At 44.7% G+C, this 24365-nt stretch carries 25 protein-coding genes; 17 read left to right on the plus strand and 8 right to left on the minus strand.

Features of this window, described 5'->3' with window-relative positions:
• Positions 1-6: 6 nt before the first annotated feature.
• From ACQVGT_RS04205 to liaR, 11 genes are all read left to right on the plus strand, one after another.
• Positions 7-951, plus strand: a complete 945-nt coding sequence (locus ACQVGT_RS04205) for an ABC transporter substrate-binding protein (protein WP_015384616.1) — start codon at positions 7-9, stop codon at positions 949-951.
• Entirely contained in the window at positions 914-1975 is a 1062-nt protein-coding gene (locus ACQVGT_RS04210) for a FecCD family ABC transporter permease (RefSeq protein WP_015483679.1), read from the plus strand. The genes ACQVGT_RS04205 and ACQVGT_RS04210 overlap by 38 nt, the downstream gene beginning before the upstream one ends.
• Complete coding sequence (locus ACQVGT_RS04215; RefSeq protein WP_080030748.1) at positions 1975-3303, plus strand: ABC transporter ATP-binding protein; 1329 nt, start codon at positions 1975-1977, stop codon at positions 3301-3303. The genes ACQVGT_RS04210 and ACQVGT_RS04215 overlap by 1 nt, the downstream gene beginning before the upstream one ends.
• Before the next feature lie 22 nt (positions 3304-3325).
• The gene (locus ACQVGT_RS04220) at positions 3326-3907 is read left to right on the plus strand and encodes a cob(I)yrinic acid a,c-diamide adenosyltransferase (RefSeq protein ID WP_015384613.1); all 582 of its coding nucleotides are present in this window, start codon (positions 3326-3328) and stop codon (positions 3905-3907) included.
• A gap of 175 nt (positions 3908-4082) precedes the next feature.
• A complete protein-coding gene (locus ACQVGT_RS04225; protein ID WP_003244338.1) occupies positions 4083-5351 on the plus strand; it encodes an MFS transporter in 1269 nt (422 codons plus the stop codon).
• A 161-nt stretch (positions 5352-5512) separates the two neighbouring features.
• Positions 5513-5893, plus strand: coding sequence for a cell envelope stress-induced membrane anchor protein LiaI (liaI, locus tag ACQVGT_RS04230; protein WP_003243447.1), 381 nt, complete (start codon positions 5513-5515; stop codon positions 5891-5893).
• 26 nt (positions 5894-5919) lie between these two features.
• Complete coding sequence (gene liaH, locus ACQVGT_RS04235) at positions 5920-6597, plus strand: stress responsive protein LiaH (protein ID WP_003228506.1); 678 nt, start codon at positions 5920-5922, stop codon at positions 6595-6597.
• Positions 6598-6697: 100 nt separating this feature from the next.
• Positions 6698-7570, plus strand: a complete 873-nt coding sequence (gene liaG / locus ACQVGT_RS04240; protein ID WP_015384610.1) for a LiaG family protein — start codon at positions 6698-6700, stop codon at positions 7568-7570.
• 33 nt (positions 7571-7603) lie between these two features.
• Complete coding sequence (liaF, locus tag ACQVGT_RS04245; RefSeq protein WP_015384609.1) at positions 7604-8329, plus strand: cell wall-active antibiotics response protein LiaF; 726 nt, start codon at positions 7604-7606, stop codon at positions 8327-8329.
• Positions 8326-9408 (plus strand): two-component system sensor histidine kinase LiaS, encoded by a 1083-nt coding sequence (gene liaS, locus ACQVGT_RS04250; RefSeq protein ID WP_003244464.1) that lies wholly within the window; start codon positions 8326-8328, stop codon positions 9406-9408. The genes liaF and liaS overlap by 4 nt, the downstream gene beginning before the upstream one ends.
• Positions 9386-10021 carry a two-component system response regulator LiaR gene (liaR, locus tag ACQVGT_RS04255; protein ID WP_015384608.1) on the plus strand — a complete coding sequence of 212 codons (636 nt, stop codon included), beginning with the start codon at positions 9386-9388 and terminating at the stop codon, positions 10019-10021. Before liaS ends, liaR begins: the two co-directional genes overlap by 23 nt.
• Before the next feature lie 7 nt (positions 10022-10028).
• On the opposite strand, the gene gerAC is transcribed toward liaR, so the two are convergent.
• From gerAC to gerAA, 3 genes are read right to left on the minus strand one after another with little or no spacing between them, the layout of a single operon-like run.
• Positions 10029-11150 (minus strand): spore germination receptor protein GerAC, encoded by a 1122-nt coding sequence (gerAC, locus tag ACQVGT_RS04260; RefSeq protein WP_015384607.1) that lies wholly within the window; start codon positions 11148-11150, stop codon positions 10029-10031.
• Complete coding sequence (gene gerAB / locus ACQVGT_RS04265) at positions 11147-12244, minus strand: spore germination receptor protein GerAB (RefSeq protein ID WP_015483678.1); 1098 nt, start codon at positions 12242-12244, stop codon at positions 11147-11149. Before gerAB ends, gerAC begins: the two co-directional genes overlap by 4 nt.
• The gene (gene gerAA, locus ACQVGT_RS04270) at positions 12213-13661 is read right to left on the minus strand and encodes a spore germination receptor protein GerAA (protein WP_015483677.1); all 1449 of its coding nucleotides are present in this window, start codon (positions 13659-13661) and stop codon (positions 12213-12215) included. The genes gerAB and gerAA overlap by 32 nt, the downstream gene beginning before the upstream one ends.
• 117 nt (positions 13662-13778) lie before the next feature.
• Between gerAA and ACQVGT_RS04275 the strand changes: the two genes are divergently transcribed.
• Entirely contained in the window at positions 13779-13964 is a 186-nt protein-coding gene (locus ACQVGT_RS04275) for a YvzF family protein (RefSeq protein WP_003221676.1), read from the plus strand.
• A 66-nt stretch (positions 13965-14030) separates the two neighbouring features.
• Complete coding sequence (gene fumC / locus ACQVGT_RS04280) at positions 14031-15419, plus strand: class II fumarate hydratase (RefSeq protein ID WP_003228523.1); 1389 nt, start codon at positions 14031-14033, stop codon at positions 15417-15419.
• 39 nt (positions 15420-15458) lie between these two features.
• Here the strand turns inward: fumC and ACQVGT_RS04285 are convergent, their stop codons facing one another.
• Entirely contained in the window at positions 15459-16334 is an 876-nt protein-coding gene (locus tag ACQVGT_RS04285; RefSeq protein WP_003243192.1) for a TetR/AcrR family transcriptional regulator, read from the minus strand.
• 167 nt (positions 16335-16501) lie between these two features.
• On the opposite strand from ACQVGT_RS04285, the gene spxO reads away from it, so the two are divergent.
• The gene (gene spxO / locus ACQVGT_RS04290) at positions 16502-16666 is read left to right on the plus strand and encodes an anti-adapter protein SpxO (protein WP_003221681.1); all 165 of its coding nucleotides are present in this window, start codon (positions 16502-16504) and stop codon (positions 16664-16666) included.
• Positions 16667-16693: 27 nt separating this feature from the next.
• On the opposite strand, the gene cssS is transcribed toward spxO, so the two are convergent.
• Both cssS and cssR read right to left on the minus strand, forming a co-directional pair.
• Positions 16694-18049 (minus strand): two-component system sensor histidine kinase CssS, encoded by a 1356-nt coding sequence (gene cssS, locus ACQVGT_RS04295; RefSeq protein WP_003228527.1) that lies wholly within the window; start codon positions 18047-18049, stop codon positions 16694-16696.
• Complete coding sequence (cssR, locus tag ACQVGT_RS04300; RefSeq protein ID WP_015384604.1) at positions 18046-18723, minus strand: two-component system response regulator CssR; 678 nt, start codon at positions 18721-18723, stop codon at positions 18046-18048. Before cssR ends, cssS begins: the two co-directional genes overlap by 4 nt.
• A gap of 277 nt (positions 18724-19000) precedes the next feature.
• On the opposite strand from cssR, the gene htrB reads away from it, so the two are divergent.
• Positions 19001-20377 carry a serine protease Do-like protein HtrB gene (htrB, locus tag ACQVGT_RS04305; RefSeq protein WP_015483676.1) on the plus strand — a complete coding sequence of 459 codons (1377 nt, stop codon included), beginning with the start codon at positions 19001-19003 and terminating at the stop codon, positions 20375-20377.
• Positions 20378-20419: 42 nt separating this feature from the next.
• On the opposite strand, the gene mrgA is transcribed toward htrB, so the two are convergent.
• Positions 20420-20881: a metalloregulation DNA-binding stress protein MgrA gene (mrgA, locus tag ACQVGT_RS04310; protein ID WP_014477938.1), complete on the minus strand. Its 462-nt coding sequence runs from the start codon at positions 20879-20881 to the stop codon at positions 20420-20422.
• Positions 20882-20970: 89 nt separating this feature from the next.
• Positions 20971-21813 (minus strand): oxidoreductase, encoded by an 843-nt coding sequence (locus ACQVGT_RS04315; protein ID WP_015384602.1) that lies wholly within the window; start codon positions 21811-21813, stop codon positions 20971-20973.
• Between the two features lie 133 nt (positions 21814-21946).
• Here ACQVGT_RS04315 and ACQVGT_RS04320 point away from each other — a divergent pair, with 133 nt between their 5' ends.
• The gene (locus tag ACQVGT_RS04320) at positions 21947-23743 is read left to right on the plus strand and encodes a M3 family oligoendopeptidase (protein WP_015483675.1); all 1797 of its coding nucleotides are present in this window, start codon (positions 21947-21949) and stop codon (positions 23741-23743) included.
• 108 nt (positions 23744-23851) lie between these two features.
• On the plus strand, positions 23852-24289 hold the full coding sequence (locus ACQVGT_RS04325; protein WP_015384600.1) for a YusW family protein: 438 nt from the start codon (positions 23852-23854) through the stop codon (positions 24287-24289).
• Positions 24290-24365: the final 76 nt, after the last annotated feature.

Here is a 24365-nt window from a genome sequence, read left to right on the forward strand (position 1 = left end):
AGGTTTATGAAAAAACGAGCCGGGATATGGACTGCGCTCCTGTTGGCTGCTGTTATGCTGGCAGGCTGCGGCAATCCTGCGGATCAGAAGGATTCAAAGGCAAAACAAAAAACAGAAGCGTTCCCTGTCACCATTGATGACGCGTCAAACCAAGATGTAACCATCAAAAAAGAGCCAAAAAAGATTGTTTCATTAATGCCGAGCAACACAGAAATTACATACGCACTCGGCCTTGGTGACAAAGTGGTCGGTGTCACCACAAACGATACCTATCCAAAGGAAGTCAAAAAGGTTGAGAAAGTCGGAGATATGAATGTAAACGTTGAAAAAGTCATTTCTTTAAAACCAGATCTCGTTCTGGCCCATGAGTCTTCCATGTCAGCATCAGCGGATGCCATCAAACAGCTGAAGGACGCGGGCATTACAGTGCTGACTGTCAATGATGCACAATCATTCTCCGAGGTGTACAAATCAATCGAAATGATCGGAGAAGCTGCCGGGGCGGAGAAAAAAGCCGATCAGCTCGTGAAAAGCATGAAATCAGATCTAAAGGATATTCAAGAAAAAGCGAAAACCATTTCAAAAGACGAGGAGAAAAGCGTATTTATCGAGGTTTCTCCTGATCCTGACATTTATACAACCGGAAAAGATACGTTTATGAATGAAATGCTGAATGTCATCCATGCTAAAAACGCAGCTGCGGATCAGACAGGATGGGTGCAAATGACAGATGAGGCGATCGTAAAACTCAATCCTGATGCAATTGTTACAACGGACGGTGTGAAAGCGAAAGCTGTGGAAAAACGCGATGGCTGGAGCGAAATCAATGCTGTGAAACATCATCATGTATATGATGTGGACCCTGATCTTGTGACACGTTCCGGTCCCCGTCTGATCGAAGGGGTCGAAGAACTTGCGGAAAGCATTTACCCGGATACGTTTAAGGAATAATCGTTATGCCGCATATATCATTGGTTTCTCATTTTTAGCCGTGAGCATCATCTTAGGAATTTCTTGCGGCAGCCTGCATATTCCTATTCCCGCTGTTTTTCGTGTCTTTTGGCATCAAGGTTTCGGCGGCTCTATCGGTTCTGATGATCCGATGTACACTAATATTATGATGAATATCAGACTGCCGAGAGTTGTGCTGGCCGCCCTTGTGGGGGCGGCTCTTTCTATTGCAGGGGCCGCTTTTCAAGGATTATTGAAAAATCCACTTGCTGATCCCTATACGCTAGGTGTGTCATCCGGTGCTTCAGTCGGAGCTGTTGTAACTCTGTTCTTAGGTCTGCACCTTCCTGTCATTGGAGGGTTTACACTCCCGGTTGTGAGTGTAGCCGCTGCACTTGCCACGATGGCGGCAGTCCTTTTCTTCAGCCGCCTCGTTCATGCTTCAATGTCTGTTTCCACCCTCATTTTGACCGGTGTCATCACTAACTCTTTTTTGGGCGCATTTATTTCTCTTATCATCGCCTTGACAGGAGACAACCTGCTTCCGATTGTGCATTGGCTGCTTGGCAGCGTCTCAATGAGGGGCTGGAGCTATGTTATTTTGTTTCTCCCGTTTTTTCTTTTGGGAACCATTTTATTGATTATAAACGGAAGGGAACTGAACGTGATGACATATGGAGAAGATAAAGCAAAGCTTCTTGGAGTCAGCGTTCAACAGAGGAAGATGATGATTCTAATAGCCGGATCTCTTTTGACGGGGAGCGCTGTGGCAGTATCGGGTACGATTGGCTTTGTCGGCCTTGTGATTCCGCATATCACAAGGCTTTTGTGGGGAACGGACCATCGGCATTTACTGCCGCTGTCTGCCTTGCTTGGGGCAGGGTTTCTCGTTTTAGCCGATCTGCTTTCCAGAACCATCATTGAGCCGATTGAACTGCCGATCGGGATCATTACGTCCTTGGCGGGAGCGCCTGTGTTCGCTCTTATTTTAATTCGGCAGCACCGCGGGGGGAGAAACTTATGATGAAGGCAGAAGGGCTGTCGGGAGGATACGGCGACAGCCGCCTAATTAACAATGTCAGCTTAACAGTGGAGAAGGGAGAATTTCTCGGAATTCTCGGCCCTAATGGAAGCGGAAAAACCACGCTTTTGCACTTGCTGACAGGTACGCTGCCGGCCAAGGAAGGCAGCGTTTATCTGGCCGGAAAACTGCTGGCGGACTATAAACCGAAGGAACTGGCGCAAATCATGGCCGTCCTGCCGCAAAAAACGGATCAAGCCTTCACCTTTACCGTCGAAGAAACTGTAGCCTTTGGCAGATATCCATTCCAAACGGGGCTGTTCAGACAGCAGACTGAAAAGGATGAAGCCATTGTACAGGAAGCAATGGAGCAAACAGGAGTGGCCAATTTTGCGCAAAGGCCGATTCGCGAACTAAGCGGAGGGGAACAGCAGCGGGTGTATTTGGCACAAGCTTTGGCGCAGCAGCCGCGTATTTTATTTTTGGACGAGCCGACTAATTTTCTCGATCTGGCTTTTCAAAAAGACCTGCTGGATCTGATCAAACGCCTGACGAGAGAAAGCGGATTGGCAGCTGTCAGCGTTTTTCATGATCTGAATACCGCAAGCCTGTACTGTGATGAGCTCATGTTTATGAAAAACGGTACCGCCGGGCCTAAGCAAAAACCGGAATATGCTGTCACAGAACAAAGCATAAAGGCGGTGTACGATACAGATGTCACCGCCTTGGTTCATCAAAGCTCACCTAAACCGATGATTGTGATTCAGCCTGAAAAAGATAGCGTGAAGCGGCAGTCTATCCCATTTGAAGCATTGCTCCAAGCGGGGCGTGATGACATTCTTCTGCAAACGGAAATCCCGCTTCGAACATTGTCCTCGACGCCTATCGGTGCAGGGTTTTCGTGGAGCAGGACGCTGATCCATAAACGGCTGCCAGATCAGCCAGATCCGATAGAAGGACTTACGGCCTGTCTTTCAGAAAGCGGTTTTCAACTGAAGGAGACGTGTGCGATGGCTTCTTCAGAAAGACTTGACCGTTTCGTGTATCGAACTTATGAAGTCGGAGAGTTATCCGTTTTCATATGCGTTCAGACCGGCTTTTCGATTTGGATTTTGATTAACGGCTATGCGGCAGATCAATTCTTCATCAAGGCTCTTATGGCTGCCGAAGCAGAACGGACGAAAGTGCTGGGAGACGGAAGAGGCACAGGTGATATTCTCATCGCCGCGACTCAAACTCAGCAATCCGAAAACATAGAACAGCGGCTGAATCAATTGATAAAGAAAGGGACAGCTGAATGTGTAAAAGAGGCTGCTGAGTTGTTTGAATAAGTCTGTAAAGGAGATTCAGGGTATGAAACTATATACAAAAACAGGCGATAAGGGACAAACGGGCTTAGTCGGGGGCAGAACGGACAAGGACAGCCTACGCGTAGAAAGCTACGGCACGATTGACGAGCTTAACAGCTTTATCGGGCTTGCTTTGGCAGAGCTTTCCGGGCAGCCCGGCTTTGAAGATCTGACAGCCGAGCTGCTGACCATCCAGCATGAGCTGTTTGACTGCGGAGGCGATCTGGCAATCGTCACAGAAAGAAAAGACTATAAACTAACGGAAGAATCTGTTTCTTTTTTAGAAACGCGCATTGATGCCTATACAGCAGAAGCGCCGGAACTGAAGAAATTTATTCTACCAGGCGGATCAAGGGGTGCTTCGCTTCTCCATATCGCCCGCACCATTACAAGGAGGGCAGAACGAAGAGTGGTGGCGCTGATGAAATCGGAGGAGATTCATGAAACAGTGCTGCGTTATCTCAATCGTCTGTCCGATTATTTCTTTGCCGCCGCCCGGGTTGTGAATGCAAGAAGCGGTATTGGCGATGTAGAATATGAAAGAAGTGCCATTGTGTTTCGGGACCGAGACAGCAGTGAATCATAAAAAGTGAAAACGAAAGCCAGCGTGTCAAAATACATGCCGGCTTTTTTGTTTTTCACTCTGTCAATTTCCCATTATACGACAAAAAATGAACCTTATGAATTATTGACTGAAAAATGGAAAAATGAGATATTGTAATAAATAGATGTAAAAAATAGGCAGTGGGGGGCTCTGATGGATGGTGAATTTAATTGAAAGTGATAGCATCTGGAAGAGAAATTTCAATTATCTGTTTTTCTCAAGAATAGTCAAGATATCCGGCGATATGTTCGCATTTAATTCAATATTATGGTTTTTAATTTATGACGGCAAAGGTGCGATCGGCACTGCTTTATTGATTGCGGTCACTTTTTTGCCGGAAGCCGTTCTGGCGCCTGTGACGGGGCCTTTTATGAAACAGACCACGCTGAAATTTTGGATGTACTTTTCAGATCTGACAAGGGCGGCGATTGTTTTGATTATCCCTCTATGTCATTTTGCGGGCTTCTCTCCGCTGTGGTTTGTCATGACGCTTATGATTGTGCATTCAGCCACTGGAGCTGCCTACAATCCCGCCTCTATCGCTTTGATTCCTCAAATCGTCAATGAACAGGGCATTCAAAAAGCAAACGCTGTGCTGCAATCCTCCGCTCAAATTGTCCGGCTTGGGGCTGTCACATTATGCGGCGCTTTTCTTACATTTATCAGTCCTTCTTATACCATGCTTATCGCACTTGTGCTCTATTTGGTGTCAGGTTTTCTCGTTCTTTTTATTAAGTACACTGCGGTTGAATCTCAATCAGAGTCTGCGGTTGTTACACAGAGAGGCACATATATCGGAAGACTGAAACGCGGCTTTAGGCTCGTCAGAAAACACCAGATTTTATATCCGCTCGCCATTTACTGTATCTTTATGAATTTCGCGGCTGCCCCATGGGAAGCGCTCTCTGCCGTATACGTTGCGGAAGATTTAAACGGTCAGCCGATCGTATACTCGCTTTTAAAGGCCACCACCGCCGCGGGCGCGTTTTTATTAGGGTTTGTGCTGGCGAAAGTCAAGGTAAACAGGTACGGCTTGTTATTCGTCACTGCCGGCATTATTGAAGGATTTGCTTTCTTTATTACCGGGATGAATACCTTTTTGCCGCTCGTCTTTTTCGCTGCTTTTACCTTTGGCGCCGCAGTCAGTGCTGTTAATGTTCCTGAGTACACGATTATCCAGACGTCTGTGGATAGTGAGGATCAGCCGCAGGTTTACGCCGTTATACATATGATCTCAAATATTTCGATTCCTGCCGGAGCTGTCATTTGCGGGTATGCCGCTAATGCTTTCGGCTCAGGTAAAGTGATCGCTGTCGGCGGGATTGTAGAAATTATTGCGGGTATCGGAATCTTGCTGTTTACAAAACTGGCCAAAGCAGAAAGGTCCGACCTGATTAAAGAAAGGGAAGCAAGTGTTCATCTATAAAGGGTTTTGAAACGCCATGCCTCGTGCATGGCGTTTTTTTGTGCCGATGGGTCCGGTGCCAGATACGACTCCGGTCTTATATAAAAATCAATCTCTGATTCGTTTTGCATATCTTCCAACTTGTATAAGATGAAGACAAGGAAAACGAAAGGAGGATCTGCATGAAGATAAACAAGAAAACAATAGGCGGATTCTTATTAATTGTATTTGGGATCTCTGTCTTTTTTGGAGGAGGAAGCTTCGGCTTTATCATCCCGCTCGCCATCGGGAGCTTAATGACATACGCAGGAATCAAAAGGTTTGCCGCGGGAAAAACCATCACGGGAATCATCGTGGGCGGTATCGGAGCCATTATGCTCATCTGCTCACTTCCGTTTGTCGTCGGAATCGCATTGGCAGCCGCTATGGTGTATTACGGCTGGAAGCTGATGAAAAACGGATCAGCTGATAACGGTGTATCATCTTTTGATCCTGAACCGGCTTCTGCTGCCTACCAATCTCACTTTGATGACGAATGGGAAGAATTTTTGAAGAAAAAATAATATCAATATATTAGGAGGAATTAGGTATGGTATTAAAAAGAATCAGAGACATGTTTGTTGCGTCAGTTCATGAAGGACTTGATAAAATGGAGAATCCAAAGGTGATGCTGAATCAATATGTACGCGATATGGAAAGCGACATCGCAAAAGCAAAGCAAACAATTGTGAAACAGCACACGATTGCCTATCAATTTAAGAAAAAATATGAAGAAGCCGCTGAAGTGGCTGGCAAACGGAAAAATCAGGCACAGCTCGCATTTGACGCGGGTGAAGAAGAACTGGCGAAAAAGGCGCTGACTGAAATGAAGTATTTAGAAGGGAAGGCGGCTGAGCATAAAGCTTCCTATGAACAGGCAAACAGTCAGCTGGCTGATCTGAAAGAGCAGCTGGCTGCACTTGAAACAAAGCTTCAGGACGTAAAGGATAAAAAACAGGCGCTGATTGCGCGGGCAAATGCGGCGAAAGCTAAAGAGCATATGAATACGACATTTGACAAAATTGACAGTGAAAGCGCGTATCGTGAATTTTTACGTATTGAAAATCGTATTGAAGAAATGGAAATCCGCGCGAATTATTCAAAGTCAGCGGAAGCCGGCACAGAACTTACACGTAAAGAATTCGCAGACGATGTGGAAGCGGAGATTGAAAAAATGCGGACACTTTCACTGCAAAAATCAGACCAGACACAAGCGGCAAATGAATAAGCGGAACGGGGAAGGATTTGCGGTCAAGTCCTTCCCTTCCGCACGTATCAATTCGCAAGCTTTTCCTTTATAATAGAATGAATGAGAAGGATGAAACCGAATGAAAAAAATGCTTGGCAAACTGTTGATCACTGCCGGTATTCTGGTTTTTTTCGCCGTTGTCGTAAAAGATGTGTTTGCTGCAGGCCTAGGTTTCATAAATGGCACAGAAGCCGATTCAGCCAGCGCATCGCCGCGGGACATTGACAGCATGGTCATTGAGTCGGATAGCAAGGATGTCCGGATTATAGCGGAAGAACGAAGTGACATATCGGCAGGCATTTCAGGAGACTCAGGAAAGTTATTTGTTACTGAAAACAAAAGAAAACTGGAGCTGACCGTAAAGGAAAAAGAATTTCAATTTTTGAATGGGTTTAACCGTTCAACTCTTATCGTCAGGCTTCCGTATGATTATAAAGGTGATCTGGCAGTACGAACCTCAAGCGGCGACGTGTCTGTGGCCGGGAATGACCATCTTGCGCTTTCCGGGCTGAACGCAGTATCCGCGAGCGGAAATACGAGCGTGACGGACGTTCGCCTTCAAGACCTGAAAGTGAAGGCATCATCGGGGGATGTTTCCATTTCAAATACCGTCTCCAAAACAACCGGCATTGATTTAGCTTCAGGGGACGCAAATCTGGTTCATGTATCAGGCTCTCTTGATGTGAAAATGACTTCAGGAGATTTTAATGCTGTATTGAAAAAGGTAACCGGTCCCGTATCTGTCACGCTGACAAGCGGTGATGCTAATTTAAGCCTTCCCCAAAACGGCAGCTTTGCAGTCAGTGCTTTATCAGCAAGCGGTGACGTCAGTTCGCCGTATTCATTTGCTGATAAAGCACATAAAGAACAGCATCACATCACAGGCACGCAAGGAAGCGGCCGGCATCCAATCGACATCAAAACGGACAGCGGGGATCTAGCGATACGGTAGCACCAGGCAGAAGAAAGGAGGCGGACACCAGGAATGACAAAAAAACAGCTTCTCGGATTGATCATTGCTTTATTCGGCATCAGTATGTTTTTGCAAATTATCGGAATAGGCGATCTGCTGTTTTGGCCGCTCTTTTTTCTGATTGCCGGCTATTTCCTTAAAAAATATTCCCGTGATTGGCTTGGCTCCGTCATGTATATCTTTGCCGCGTTTCTATTTTTGAAAAACCTCTTCAGCATCACCTTTAATTTATTCGGCTATGCGTTTGCCGCATTTCTGATTTACGCCGGCTACAGGCTTATCAAAGGGAAGCCGATATTTGAACCGAATGAGAAACAGGTCACTCTCAATAAAAAAGAACATCATGAGCCGCCAAAAGATGTAAAACATCCCGACATGCGCAGCTTTTTTATCGGAGAGCTGCAAATGATGAAGCAGCCGTTTGACCTGAATGATTTAAATGTCTCTGGTTTTATCGGTGATATCAAAATCGATTTGTCTAAAGCGATGATTCCTGAGGGAGAAAGTACAATCGTCATTAGCGGAGTCATTGGAAACGTTGATATTTATGTACCATCGGACCTTGAAGTGGCTGTCAGCTCGGCTGTTTTTATAGGAGACATCAATCTGATCGGCTCGAAGAAAAGCGGATTAAGCACGAAGGTATATGCCGCGTCAACCGATTTCAGCGAGTCAAAGCGCCGGGTCAAAGTGTCCGTTTCCTTATTTATCGGTGATGTGGATGTGAAGTACGTATGAGAAAAAAAATGCTTGCCAGCCTCCAATGGCGCGCCATCCGCATGACAACGGGAATCAGCCTGCTCCTTTTTGTCTGCCTGATTTCCTTTATGATGTTTTACTATCGGCTCGATCCGCTTGTTTTGCTGTCATCGAGCTGGTTCGGAATTCCATTTATCCTGATTTTGCTGCTGATCAGCGTGACCGTCGGTTTCGCCTCAGGGTATATGTACGGCAATCGGTTGAAGACAAGGATTGATACATTAATTGAATCCATTTTAACCTTTGAAAACGGCAATTTCGCTTATCGGATACCGCCGCTCGGTGATGATGAAATCGGCCTGGCCGCCGATCAGCTGAACGAAATGGCGAAGCGCGTGGAGCTTCAAGTCGCATCCCTGCAGAAACTTTCCAATGAACGTGCGGAATGGCAGGCGCAAATGAAGAAGTCGGTTATCTCAGAAGAACGCCAGCGATTAGCCAGAGATCTTCATGATGCGGTCAGCCAGCAGCTCTTTGCAATATCGATGATGACATCAGCCGTGCTGGAACATGTCAAGGATGCTGATGACAAAACAGTCAAGCGGATCAGGATGGTCGAGCATATGGCAGGCGAAGCCCAAAATGAGATGAGGGCGTTGCTGCTCCATTTACGGCCTGTTACCCTTGAAGGAAAAGGGCTGAAGGAGGGTCTTACGGAGCTTTTGGACGAGTTCCGAAAAAAGCAGCCGATTGATATTGAGTGGGATATACAGGACACAGCGATATCCAAGGGTGTTGAAGACCATTTGTTCAGAATCGTGCAGGAGGCTCTTTCAAACGTATTTAGACATTCAAAAGCGTCAAAAGTAACCGTGATTCTGGGCATAAAGAACAGCCAGCTCCGTCTGAAGGTGATTGATAATGGAAAAGGCTTTAAAATGGACCAGGTAAAAGCATCCTCATACGGCTTGAATTCTATGAAAGAACGTGCAAGTGAAATCGGCGGGGTCGCCGAAGTGATTTCAGTAGAAGGAAAAGGCACCCAAATCGAAGTGAAGGTCCCGATTTTCCCGGAAGAAAAAGGAGAGAACGAACGTGATTCGAGTATTATTGATTGATGATCATGAAATGGTCAGAATGGGGCTCGCGGCTTTTTTGGAGGCGCAGCCCGATATTGAAGTCATCGGCGAAGCATCGGACGGCAGCGAAGGTGTTCGGCTTGCTGCGGAACTGTCGCCTGATGTCATTTTAATGGATCTTGTCATGGAGGGCATGGATGGCATTGAAGCTACAAAGCAAATTTGCCGGGAGCTTTCCGACCCGAAAATTATTGTGCTCACTAGCTTCATTGATGATGACAAAGTGTACCCGGTTATTGAAGCTGGCGCGCTCAGCTATCTGTTGAAAACCTCAAAAGCGGCAGAAATCGCCGATGCCATCCGCGCCGCAAGCAAGGGAGAGCCGAAGCTGGAGTCAAAAGTGGCGGGAAAAGTATTATCCAGGCTGCGCCACTCAGGTGAAAACGCGCTCCCGCATGAATCACTTACGAAACGGGAGCTCGAAATACTCTGCCTGATCGCAGAAGGAAAGACAAACAAAGAAATAGGCGAGGAACTGTTTATTACGATTAAAACAGTCAAAACACATATTACCAATATTTTATCAAAGCTGGATGTCAGTGACCGGACGCAGGCGGCGGTGTACGCACACCGAAATCATCTCGTAAATTAGGCGGCTGCTATTTGTTTGCGCCTTTCGTTCCGAAGTCTCTGACAATCACATTGACCCGGTAGTCTATTTCCGCATTGCTGAAATAATCATCATCCCATTTTCTTGAAATCTTTTTCCACTTTTGAGGATAATGAATTCTGACCTCGTTTCCCAGCCCGGTGACGTCCGCTTTGATCTCTTTCTGGAGTTTCCCTGTAATAAATGCTGTTACTGTATCGTGTACCCGTTTTTCAACTGTCTTTTCAATATTTTTGATATATGAATCCTTAAACGAATCTTCATTGGGATTCCAGTCTTCAGATAGACGCCCTTCAATATTGCGGGTGACAGTGAATTTGAACTTTCCGTCCTTATAGGCCGTCTTGATCTTCCGATTGCTCGAATATACTTCATAAGAAAAGAGATGGCCATCGCGCTTCAAGTCAATGACGCCTCCCTCGACAGTGCCTGAAAATAAGTTGATATTTTGAACCTCAATCGGGGTGAGATCCCGGTGCCATAATTTATTTTTTATAATAGTGGCTCCGTTTATTGCGAGCTTACCGTTTTCCTCACCGACATGAGGGATGAGGAATGAATCGTCAGAGGTTAAGTGTTCTGAAATCTCCCCCAATGTAACAGGCTCCATCATTCTGATCGTAACCTTATTATTCTCTGTCAGATCATAAATCACATTGGATGCGGGCTCGCCTTCATCATTCTTTTTAAATATATCCTTAGTTCGGCCGTCGGTGATAAAGACGTACGAACTCCTCCTTGTTCCGTTGTCTCTGACAAACTGGTTAATGATCGCATCCATTCCAATCTCATCCGCAATCACGCTCTTGGAAAGCAGAATGAGACGCAAATGCTGTGAAAACGTAGGGTTATGCTTTAATGCAGATGTTCTCATCATTTGATGGACAGTTTCACCCTTTGTGATAGAAAGCTGTGTCGGGTCAGAAGAAGTGCCCTCCTTGGAGCTGATTTTTTTCGGCACGAGAATTTGCTGTGTCAGCTCTAAATTGTCATCGTCAGGCTTGTCTAGCCCTACTCCGATCACTAAGCTTAATTCCTCGATATTCTCACTGTCCCAGCATCCGGACAGCAATAGGGTGCATATAAACATACATAAAATCCGGATTTTCATTTTGCTGTAATCCTCCTCTTGAGAGCTACAATGAAAAAGAGAATGAAGGGAAGCAGAAACAGGGAGACAAAAATATAGCCAAGATAATCGCTATACATCATGACTTGATTGGCGTCATCCGGCCAGAGAGAAAAATAAAAGACCGTTATGCCGATAATCACCATGCTTGTTTTAGTCGATAATCCGAATGTCTTCTTTAGCCCGTTAGCGGCAAAGTATCCGTAAATGACAAATGTGGTGAAAAACTGGATGATCCAGACCACCAGTAAAAACGATTCAAACCGTTCAATGAATATGCCTTTAAGCTCAAAGGACTGAAAGAGAGAAATAGTCGGCCAAATCAGCGTTTTCACCTCGGGAGCGGTCAAAGCTCCGACAACGATAATATACGTCAGGATATATAAGATAATCGGAATCAAAAATCCTAGAGACGCATATCTGAACGTGTATTTCTTTTTCTTCATATGTTCAGGGAGAAACAGCATTACTTCCATTCCTAAAAAAGAGATGGAAACGACGGTAAGGGAGTTTGCAATGGGGCCAAGGCCTTGGCCTAAAACAGGACGCAAATTATTGATATCAAAAATTTTAAAACTGATTCCGAATACAATCAGCAAAATAATAATGGTTACCGTTAAATAAAAGGGAAACAGCCGCGACACATCACTTAAACCTCCAATTATTAAATAAATACCGCAGCAAATAAACGTTAAAATAATGACTTGAATTGGGGTTCTCTCCAGCAGGAAAAACTTCACCATTTCAGCCATTGCCCGGGTCTCGAAGCTGGCTACGCCGAGGAAATAGCCGCAGATCAAAAGGCCAATGATGCTGCCGATCCATTTCCCAAGCCCTTCCTGCAAATACTCAAAGAGTGAAGGGTATTGATGTTTTTTCTGAATGAGCGTGTTTAAATAAATGAAGAAAATAAAAATGAAACCTTCTAATATCAGCGTGATCCAGCCGTCAGGCGTATTAGCCTTAGTGGTCAGCGCTCGCGGCAATGTTAAAAGTCCGGCCCCAAGCATTGTATTTGCAACAATAGAAATACCTTGAAAGGTATTAAGTTTCAGTGGAGTCTGTTTTTGGCTCATTTGGATTATTCGCCTCTTTTGGTTTGTTTTTAATGGGGAGACGGATAATGGAGTCACTCGTATTTTTCAGGCTGAAGAATCCATTCGGCGAAAAATACGGAGACCCAAAGCTCGTTTGTCTCGTTAAGTGCGTATATACGACAAGCATAAATAAAATAATCCCATACAGCCCTAGAATAGCGGCGGAAAACATCGAAATAAAACGCAGCACCCGAAAAGATAGACCCATTCCGTATTGAGGAACGGTAAAGGATGCCAGGGCAATGACACTGACGACAATGACCATAATCGAACTGACGAGATTCGCTTCTACAGCCGCCTGTCCGATGACTACGCCCCCGACGAGACCGATCGTCTGTCCGAGCGGATTGGGGAGACGCAGCCCGGCTTCCCTCAGCAGCTCGATGGTTACTTCCATCAGCAGGGCTTCAAATATCGGAGGGAACGGCACGTTTTCCCTGTTTGCCGAAATCGTGACGGCGAGCGCGGTTGGCAGCAGCCCTTGATGGAAGGAAACAAGTGCAATATAAATCGATGACAAAAACAAGGTGATAAAGATAGAAGCAAAGCGCAGCGACCGGATAAGAGATGCTGAAATCCAGCGTTCATAGTAGTCATCCGGGGACTGCATCAGGATGCCGAGAGAAACCGGCACCAGCAGCACAAATGGTGAACTGTCGACCAAAATTGCCACACGGCCGTTAAACAGGGCTGAAGATACTTTGTCAGGTCTTTCCGTATTTTGAATCTGCGGAAATGGTGAATATTTATTATCTTCAATGAGCTCCTCGAGCGTTCCGCTGTCCTGGATATCTTCCAGCTGGATATTTTTAAGCCGCGCCTTCACTTCTTTTATGACGGACTTTTTTGCTTTGCCTTCAATGTACATAATGGCTGCAGGCTTCAACTTGTTTTCGCCGATCATGATTTTTTTGGTGATCAATTTGGGATGAGAGGTTCTTTGTCTGATCAGAGCGAGATTTGTATCAATATCCTCTACAAACGCAACTTTTGGGCCGCGTACCACTTTTTCAGTTGTCGGCTCTGTCAGGCTTCTTGTTTTTTTCTTTCCTGTGGTCAGAATATAGGCTTTATCCAATCCGTTGATAAACACAGCACAATTGCCGTTGAGAATCGATTCAATCGTTTTTTTTGCGGTTTCAATAGGTCTTGCGTCAAGCTGGTCAAGGCGTTTTTTGACCTGGTCAAGCGTTAAGGTCTCCTCATCTTTAATCAAAGTTTTAATGGCTTCTGACACCTTATTCTCATCAGTCAGTTCACTGAAATAGAGATAGTAAAAAACCAGTCCGTTCGCAAGCATTTTTTTGTTTTTCACCAGATCATCGTTTTCTTTTAATTTTGGCAGCACCAATGCTAAATTATCGTGTATATATTCCTTAAACTCTGTTTGTTCCAATGAGGTCACCTCTTATCCAAAACCTTAGTAGAGGTTATCTTTTCCTGTTAAAAAAATGATATACTGTGTTAGAGTATTTCATGGAGTAAGTTTTTTTATGAAAGCGGAGGATACGAAGTGGCACAGGTAAGGCTAGCTGGAAAACAAGAAGAAATTGAACAGCTCATTAGATCATTTGAAAAGCATTATGATGTCTCTTATACATCAAAGGAGTACGGAAGGACGAATCCAAAATACAAATATTCAAAGGATTCCCGCGTATATCTTGAATTAAAATTAAAATCTGCCAAGATCGAAAAATAAAAAGGATTTTTTGTGTCATTGGCGAATTATGATCTATTGAAGCAACCGTTATGGAGGGATACATAAATGGAATACAGAATTGAACGAGACACCATGGGAGAAGTAAAAGTTCCTGCTGATAAATTTTGGGGCGCTCAAACACAGCGAAGCAAGGAGAACTTTAAGATCGGTTCTGAAAAAATGCCGATGCGTGTTGTGAAGGCGTTTGCAATCTTGAAACGAAGCACTGCTCTAGCTAATAAACGCCTCGGCAATCTGGATGCTGAAAAAGCAGAAGCGATTGCAGCGGTTTGTGATGATGTGCTCAAAGGCAAGTATGATGATAACTTCCCGCTTGTCGTATGGCAGACCGGAAGCGGCACACAAAGCAATATGAACATGAACGAAGTGGTAGCCAACCGTGCGACTGCTTTATTAAAAGAGAAGAACTCTGATCAAACGATTCATCCAAATGATGACGTGAACCGAAGCCAAAGCTCAAACGACACATTCCCGACTGCGATGCATGTTGCCGCTGTTTTGGCTGTTTACGAGCAGCTTGTGCCGGCGCTTGATCAGCTTCGCAATACACTGGATGAAAAAGCAAAAGCATACAATGATATTGTCAAAATCGGACGCACGCATCTTCAGGATGCTACGCCACTGACCCTCGGACAGGAAATCAGCGGATGGGTTCACATGCTGGACCGTTCGAAGGAAATGATTTTGGAAGCGACAGATAAAATGCGTGCGCTTGCAATTGGTGGAACGGCTGTCGGAACGGGTATCAACGCCCACCCAGAGTTTGGAGAGCTTGTCTCAGAAGAGATCACTAAGCTGACCGGCCAAACGTTCAGCAGTTCGCCGAATAAATTCCACGCGCTGACAAGCCATGACGAAATCACTTATGCGCATGGCGCATTAAAAGCGCTTGCGGCTGACTTGATGAAAATCGCGAACGATGTCAGATGGCTCGCCAGCGGACCTCGCTGCGGCATCGGGGAGATCGTCATTCCTGAAAATGAGCCGGGAAGCTCCATTATGCCTGGTAAAGTCAACCCGACACAAAGCGAAGCGTTAACAATGATCGCAGCGCAAATCATGGGTAACGATGCGACAATCGGCTTTGCGGCGAGTCAGGGGAACTTTGAACTGAACGTGTTTAAGCCTGTTATTATTTACAACTTCCTGCAATCTGTGCAGCTGCTCAGTGACGGCATGAATTCATTCCATGATAAATGTGCTGTCGGTATTGAGCCTAATAAAGAAACCATTCAGGAAAACCTGTCAAATTCATTAATGCTTGTTACGGCGCTGAACCCGCATATCGGTTATGAAAACGCGGCGAAAATCGCCAAGCTTGCCCATAAAGAGGGATTGACGCTCAAAGAAGCAGCTTTGAAGCTTGAATTGCTGACAGAGGAGCAATTTAACGAAATGGTTAAGCCGGAAGACATGGTAAAACCAAAGGCGTAATAGAAAGAAAAAACGGCTGCTTTTTAAGCAGCCGTTCTTCTAAATATGTTGCTGTTTTAATAAATATTTAAGCTGCTCCGCATCTTTGGCGAGAGCTTCAGACTCCGTCAGATTATGAATCATTCCTTTTATGATCGCCAGCTTCGGTGTTTTTTTCTTCATTTCTGCTTCAAGTATGTCCAAGCTCTCCGATAATTCAAGAGAGGAGTTTGTGTTTAAGCTGTTAATTTTGTCACGTAGGCTTTTCACAATCGATTCAGTCAGCGGGTCAGGCCGTCCGTGCGTAAGAGGCCCGAATAAAGAGCTCGCCTCTTCCAATGTGATGAAAGGCTTATCGTTTCGTTCAGACATGCCTTTTACCATATCATCAATTCGATTCATAATGATATCAGCTAATTGAGACGGCTTCACAGTGTACCCTAGCAAAATCATGCATTCCAGGTAAATCTGGCTGATGCCCTCTATTAAAAAACAAAGCTCTGCAGTGTACGGTTCCGCTTTTTTTCCATAGATGTTCAGCAGGCTGTCGATATGAAATTGAAGTGAGGACTGGCGGATTTTTTTTGCGCATTGCTCCACTTCTTCTGTGTAAGGCAGAGAACCCTCCTTCAACTGCATGCTGATAAAATCTTTGTGTTCAAGAATGTTTTCATAGAGGACGGTCAGCTGTTTACGGTAAGCCGTTCTGGGGCTGTCGCCCTTCGTTTTAATATTTAAAATTCGGGTAAACGTTTTATCATAATAGTAGTTCAGCATAGAGAGAAGAAGCGCTTCTTTCGAAGGAAAATAAATATAAAAAGCGCCTTTAGATATTTTGCATTCTTTTGCGATTTCCTGGACTGATGTTGAGTTGTATCCTTTTTGGGCAAATAGTTTTAAGGCTGTTTCAATAATCAGTTTTTCTTTTTCCTTCAATGGTTCCACCCTTTCGGAGCCCGGAGGCCTGCTAGGATATGACCATATAGTCACACCGTCTGTTATAAAATTAACCTTATTGTAACTTGTTTTTTTATCATGTATTATTTATATTATAAATTGAGATGACCGAATGGTCAAAGCTCAAGCGAAAGGGTGAATCTAGAATGAGAGAATTGGACGAAATGATCAGCCGCTTGCGAAACAGAGGAATCAAAGTGGAGAAAGTCAAATATCCGAAGCAGACCTTGTCAGAGAAAAAATGGGTTCATCAATGCAAACAGCCGCTCAAAACAAATTACAGAGATTTTAACGGCTATTCTTTCACATAAAAAAATAGACTGCAAAACATCTACAGTCTATTTTGGCACTGCTATGCGGTATGTTACACCCGTTTTGTCATTTTCAATTGAGATAGATGCCTTATGAAGAGTTAAAATTCGTTTTACGATGCTTAGACCAATGCCGAATTCGCCTTTCTTCCCTTTATTAAAAGGCTCATAGAGGCTGGAGAGCATCTCATCTTCAATATGCGGACCGTCATTTTTAATGGTGATCACGATATTTCGATCATCTTGTTTCATGCTGATTTCTATTTTTGTCTCAGCATAGCGGATTTGATTTTCCAGAATGTTTTCAAGGAGTTTGTTCCATTGCTCCGGATCGCCCGGCATCAAAATATCCTCTTCAACATCAATTTCCCACGATAGTTCTTTCCGCGCCCACTTCAATCGTTCGATGACTTCTTCTGTCACTTCCACAATACTGAACATGTCGTGCTGCACTTTTTGCTTCGCTAAATAATCCAGCTTCGTTAAATATAATAAATCCTTTATTTTTTTCTCCAGCTTAAGAGCTTCGCATTCAATAACATCTACAGTGTTTTCAAGGTCTCCTTTAGGAAAAATCCCGTCTTTAATTGATTGTGTATAGCCTCTGATGACCATGACCGGCGTTTTTAAATCATGAGAGATATTTTGCAATAGAGTTCTTTCTGTTTCATCCTTTTGCACAAGCTTTTGGCGCATCTCTTCGATGGTATGGCCCAATTTGCCGATTTCATCTTTCCGATCCACTTTTACTGGGTCATCCCAATCCTGTTCAGAAATCCGTTTGACGTGTTTTTCAAATGATACAAGAGGCCTTGATAAATACTTTGCAAGCCAAATAGCCGGAATCCAGCTTAATAAAATGACGACAGCTATAATAAACAGAAGTTGTTTGAACAAGGTATAGGCCAAATCGTCCCGATAAGAATCAAGTGCGTAAGAGAGCATCATCGCTGATTGTCCATTGACGGAAAGTCCCTTTTTAATGACAAAAAACACTTTCTCTCCATTGACGTCGGCGCTGTAACGTTTCTTTTTAGCTTCCTGCTTATCAGCCAGCTTGTACACCTTGTGGATAAATGAAGATGACAGAATGCTTAAATCCTTGTCTGAAGAAGCCTCTTCATTTTCAGGAAGGAGCACGTGCTGTACGGAGCGGACAGTTGTCGGCGCCGTCGCTTCCTCGCTGTAATAGCGCCTTTCAATCGAACCTGGCAGGCGGTACTCTGTCAGAACATGCTGCTCATTTTCAATCGTCGTATACGTTTCATTAGTGAAAAAATCTCGCAACGTGTTTGAAAATAACACAAGCAGTAAAATCGATATCGCTAACAGGATGCCGGATATGACAACCCATATCTGAAACGCGAGCGGCTTGTTTTTCATGATGACATCATCCTGTAGCCGAAACCGTAAATCGTCTCCACCTTCAATTCAGGCATCTTTCTGCGCAGTCTCCGGACGAGATCATCAACGACCCGGTCTGTTCCGAAGTAGTCATGCCCCCACACTTTTAGGAGGATATCCTCACGAGAGTACGGATGCCCTTTATGATGGATAAATAATAGCAGCAGATCAAATTCCTTTGACGTCAAATTGATGATATTCCCGTTTTCGTCATAGACCTCGCGGGCGTCTTCAGCGACCCGATACGAGGAGACGGCAATTTCATTTTTTTGTACAGGAGGAGCTTCCTTATATACGAGCTGCAGCAGCTTTTGCACACGGATAATCAGCTCCCGCGGCAGAAACGGCTTTGAAATGTAGTCATTGCTGCCAAGCTCTAAGCCAAGCACTCTGTCAATATCCGCATCTCGGGCGGAAATAAAAATGACCGGCACGTCAGGATCTTTCGCCTTGATTTCTTTTATTAATGTATAGCCGTCGGTATCCGGCAGCATGATATCGAGAATCCATAGGTGGGGAGACGGTGTCATGTTCTTTCTGGCGTCTTCACCTTTCGTAAAAGATGTAATGTTCCAGCCCTCATTCTCTAAATACTTCGTCAGCAGTTCATTCAGGTTATCCTCATCTTCAACTAGATAAATGGTGTATGACAAGGCTCTTCACATCCTTTCAACGTCATTATAAACTAGTTTTAACATACGGCAGGCAATTTTCATAATTTCACATATTCTTTTCATTTTTATCCCACAATGTTTGTTTATGATATGTATAAGGGAAGAAAGGAAGAGAAAAAGAGCGAGGAAGATGTAGGATGATCAAACATATTCTATTTTGGTGCTTTGCTTTTCTCCTCATTATTGGGACAATTGAACTTGTACATGCGATGAATATGTAACGATAAATGAATAACCGTTAAAGGAGTGGAAGAACATGGATTATCGACGTGATGGCCAAAACGATCAACATCAAACTGAACCTTCACATACAGAACAGCAGAATACAGAAAACCAGAAACTGATAGGACATTCTGAACAAGAATTGCTTGACGCGCCTGTGTCGTATGAAGCGGGACGGCAGGAAACGGCTTCTGCTTTAGAAATGGAAAAGCAAGAAACGGCTGTGAAAAAAGAAAAGAAACGGAGAGCCGCATGGCTGAGCCCGATTTTAGGCGGTATTATCGGCGGGGGCCTCATGCTTGGCATCGCGCCTTATCTGCCGTCAGACCAAAATCAGGCGACCGAGACCGCTTCCGCAAATAAACAGGTGCAGTCTGATAATTTTACAACGGCGCCGATAACGAACGCATCAAACATCGCTGATATGGTAGAGGATTTAGAGCCTACGATTGTCGGAATCTCAAATATCCAAACCTCTCAAAATAACACATTCGGCACGGGAGGAGGCTCTAGCTCAGAAAGTGAAAGCGGAACCGGGTCAGGTGTTATTTTCAAAAAAGACAGCAATAAAGCGTATATCATTACAAACAACCATGTCGTTGAAGGCGCGAACAAGCTGACTGTTACGCTATACAACGGAGAAACGGAAACTGCCAAGCTTGTCGGCAGCGATACCATTACTGATTTGGCAGTTTTGGAAATCAGCAGCAAGAACGTCAAAAAAGTGGCGAGCTTTGGTGATTCTTCACAGCTGCGCACGGGCGAAAAGGTAATCGCTATCGGTAACCCGCTCGGACAGCAGTTTTCCGGTACGGTGACACAAGGCATCATTAGCGGATTGAACCGGACAATTGATGTGGATACAACACAAGGGACGGTGGAAATGAACGTGCTGCAAACTGATGCAGCGATCAACCCGGGGAACAGCGGAGGCCCATTAATCAATGCAAGCGGCCAGGTCATCGGCATCAACAGCTTGAAGGTGAGCGAAAGCGGCGTGGAATCACTTGGATTTGCGATCCCAAGCAATGATGTCGAGCCGATTGTTGACCAGCTGCTGCAAAACGGGAAGGTGGACCGTCCGTTTTTAGGCGTGCAGATGATTGACATGTCACAAGTTCCTGAAACTTATCAGGAAAATACGCTGGGCCTGTTTGGAGATCAATTGGGCAAAGGTGTTTATGTAAAAGAAGTTCAAGCAAATTCACCGGCAGAAAAAGCAGGTATTAAATCTGAGGATGTCATTGTCAAACTAAACGGTAAAGACGTGGAAAGCAGTGCGGATATCCGTCAGATCCTTTACAAAGACTTAAAAGTCGGAGATAAAACAACAATCCAAGTGCTGCGAAAGGGAAAAACGAAAACGTTGAACGCGACACTGACCAAGCAGACAGAAAGCCGTTCAAGCTAAGAAAAAAACAAAAAGCTGAACCCAAATAGGGTTCAGCTTTTTTTATCCTAAGTAAGAGGAAAGCATCCACACTTGTTTTTCAACTTCTTCAATTAATCCGACAAACAAGTCCGCTGTCGCATTGTCTTGATTTTCTTCAGCCAGGCCGATCACGAATTTAGATTCGCTGCTGATTTGTTTGTAGTCGTTTACCAATGCTTGTACCATTTCTGAAGCTGATGTTTCGTTTCCACCGTCTGTGATAGATGCATGCTCAGTGTATTCTTTCACTGTGGCAACAGGCTGTCCGCCAATCGCCAGCAGGCGCTCAGCGATGGTATCGACTGTTTCAGCCGCATGGTCATAAAGTTCTTCAAATTTCTCGTGCAATGTAAAGAAATGAGGCCCTTTCACATACCAATGGAAACGGTGGAGCTTAGAGTATAAAAGAAACCAGTTTGATAATTGTGTGTTCATTGAATTCTCAACTAATGTTTGATTTGTTTTTGCGTTTTCAGTTTTCATAAGATAACGTCCTCCTTGTGATCTGTTGTTTTAATTATATCATATACTAAATAAAAATCAATACTAAATTATAATTATTATAATTTAGGTCATCTGAATAGCTTTTTCTTCAGGATAGACTCCCACGCAGACCAAGGAAAAAGCGATCGGAATAGCAGGGTGAGCCTGATGCCCTTTCCGATCGGGTATCGCAATTTCTTTATGTGCTGTTTTGTTGCCAATTGGTAAATGAGGTCGGCAACCTCTTGGGGATCTCCGCTTTCTTCTCCGTTTTTTTGAACGTAGGAAAGGATCTTTTTATAGTATTGATGATAGGCTGAATCGTCAGCAGGCACCGACATAAAATTTGATAATGACGTTGTCCAGATCGATGTCTTGTATGAGCCCGGCTCGATCAAAGCGGTTTCGATACCGAACGGAAGCAGCTCGATACGAAGGCTTTCAGAAAAACCTTCCAATGCATGCTTGGAAGAAACATATGGTGACAGCGCTGGGAATCCGGTCAGTCCGCTGATGCTGCTCACGTTTATAATCTTTGCGCCGCCATGCTTTCTTATGTAAGGCAGAACGGTTTTTGTCACATGGATCACACCGAAGACATTCGTTTCAAATTGTTGTCTGAAATGTTCCATCGGCACATCCTCGATAAATCCTCCATAAGCCGTTCCGGCATTGTTAACGAGTAAGTCGATCGGGGCGTAAGCACTAACGGCTTTTCCGAATGAGACTATAGATTGTTCATCGGTGACATCGAGAGCAGTAATGTGAATAGAATCAGACACATTGTGTGCTGCAGCCAATTCCCGAAGCTGTTCCGCTTTTTCAGGCTGTCTTGATGTGGCTATCACGAAAAATGATCGGGCAAGCTTTACAGCTGCCAGCAGACCGAAGCCGCTGGACGCTCCCGTTACGATTGCTATTTTTTTATTCATCCTATACCTCCTATTAAACTGCTACAGCTATTGTACAATCCTGAACAGGAAATGGCGTCTGTAAAAGAAATTTTTATACAACAATTCAGAATTGTTCTATAATAGAACGAAAGAAGGAAAGGGGTTTTGTGATATGGCGCTGCAAGGGGTAGGCCAAAGATGGGATCTTGATTCATTTTTTAAGGGCGGGAGCCAATCAGAAGAATTCAAAGGATATATTGAGAAGCTGTCACAAAGTCTGCGTGCATTTCAAGACAGGACTGATGCGTTTCAGGTGCCTGAATCGCCTGAAGAGGCTGAAGGGCTGACCGCGTTGCTTGATTTATTCGAACAGACATCCGTCAAGCTTCAGCAGGCCGGCGCTTTTGTTGCTTGCCTCCAGGCCCAGAATATCAATGATCAAAAGGCTATAGAGCATTGGGCACTCATGAACCGGCTTTCCGCAGATTTTCAATCGTCGCTCGTTACATTAGATCATAAACTTGTGGACATTGATCAAGACGTGTGGAATGAATTGTTAACAAAACCGGGATTGCGCGATGTATCTTACATATTAAATGAAAGAAGACAGAGGGTTGCCGAAAAGCTTAGCCCCGGTAAAGAAAAACTGATCGGAAACCTTGCGGTGGACGGATATCACGCTTGGAGTGACTTATACAATATGGTTGTCGGGAAAATGACGATCACGTATGAGGAAAACGGTGAAAACAAGCAATTGTCTGTCGGTCAGGCGGAGAATATGATGGACCATCAAGACCGTGCTGTCAGAAAAACAGTATATGAACGTTTCCGCCAAGCTTGGGAGAGCAAGCAGGATCTTTTCAGCAGCACGCTGAATCATTTGGCGGGATTCCGGCTTGAAACCTATAAAGCGCGCGGCTGGGAGAATGTCCTGAAGGAACCGCTGCAAATTAACAGGATGAAAAAAGAAACACTTGATACGATGTGGCAGGTCATCACTGAAAACAAGAAGCCGTTCGTTCAGTTTTTGAACCGGAAAGCATCCATGCTCGGCCTTGAAAAACTCAGTTGGTACGATGTCGAGGCACCGATCGGTTCTGACGGAAAGGTCTATTCATATGATGAAGCCGCAAATATCATTACCAGCCAGTTTTCAACGTTTGGCAAAAAGCTGTCCTCATTCACTGAAAAAGCGTTTCGGGACGGCTGGATTGAGGCGGAAGACAGGAGTGGAAAAAGAGTCGGCGGCTTTTGCACGAGCTTTCCAGACAGTGGGGAATCCCGGATTTTTATGACATTTTCGGGCAGCGCCTCAAATGTCTCTACTCTTGCGCATGAACTCGGGCACGCGTTCCATCAGGAAGCAATGCTCGACGTCAGGCCGTTAAACCGTTCCTACGCCATGAACGTTGCAGAAACAGCTTCAACGTTTGCAGAGATGATAGTGGCGGACGCGACTGTCCAGCAAGCCGAGACCAGGGAAGAAAAGATTGTTCTTCTGGAGGATAAAGTGCAAAGAAGTGTTGCGTTCTTCATGAACATTCACGCAAGATTTCTATTCGAAACGAGATTCTACGAGGAACGAAAGCGGGGAGTGGTACCGGCCAGCCGCTTGAATGAGCTGATGGAAGAGGCGCAAAGAGAGGCATACTGCAATGCGTTAGAAGAATATCATCCGCTTTTTTGGGCATCAAAACTTCACTTTCACATCACGAGGGTGCCGTTTTACAATTTCCCTTATACATTCGGCTACCTGTTTTCTCTTGGCATTTACGCGCTGGCGCTTGAAGAAAAAAACGCATTCGAAGAGAAGTATATGGCGCTATTGCGAGATACGGCTTCTATGACAGTGGAGGATTTGGCCATGAAGCATTTGGGGGCTGACATCACGAAGCGCGATTTCTGGGAGAATGCCATCAAGCTGGCTGTGCGTGACGCCGAAACCTTTTTGCAAATGACCGAATCTTAAAGAAAAGCCGTGGCGTTATATGCCCCGGCTTTTTCAATTCTTCTCTGAATGAGGATTTCATTCTCTGGATATACCTAAAATAAATGGAATCCTACAGGGGGGAAACATATGCATTTGGTCAGAGCAGCCGGGGCTGTATGTCTCGCAGTGGTTCTGATTGCGGGCTGCCGTCTCAATGAAGACCAGCAGCAGGCAGAAGGAGAAAATACAGCCGTCACCCAGCTGAAATCCGTTCCCTACAGCAATTTTTCGCTTCGTGTGAGCTACGGGGATGGTGAGCATAACCGTTATGAAGGAATCTATACAAAGAACGGGACTCAGGAAAAAGCGGAAATACAGGATAAGCTCTCTGGTGTCAATCAGGAGGGAGAAGAAGCATTGGATGAGATGAAAATGATTTTGAGCGAGCTTTCCGTGACAGACCAAATGGCTGAAACAGAAGTGATACAAAGTGTGCTGGCAGCATTTAATCTGGACAGTCATTATGATCATATCGATTTAAAATTGAAGCTGAAGGACGGCTCCATCAGAGAAATCAAGAAGTAATATTGTGATAAAAAACCCATAAACGTCAATTATGTCCATAAAACTAATTGAAAATGATTTTCAAAGTCAGTGTTTT

Source organism: Bacillus sp. SCT118 (assembly GCF_058566435.1).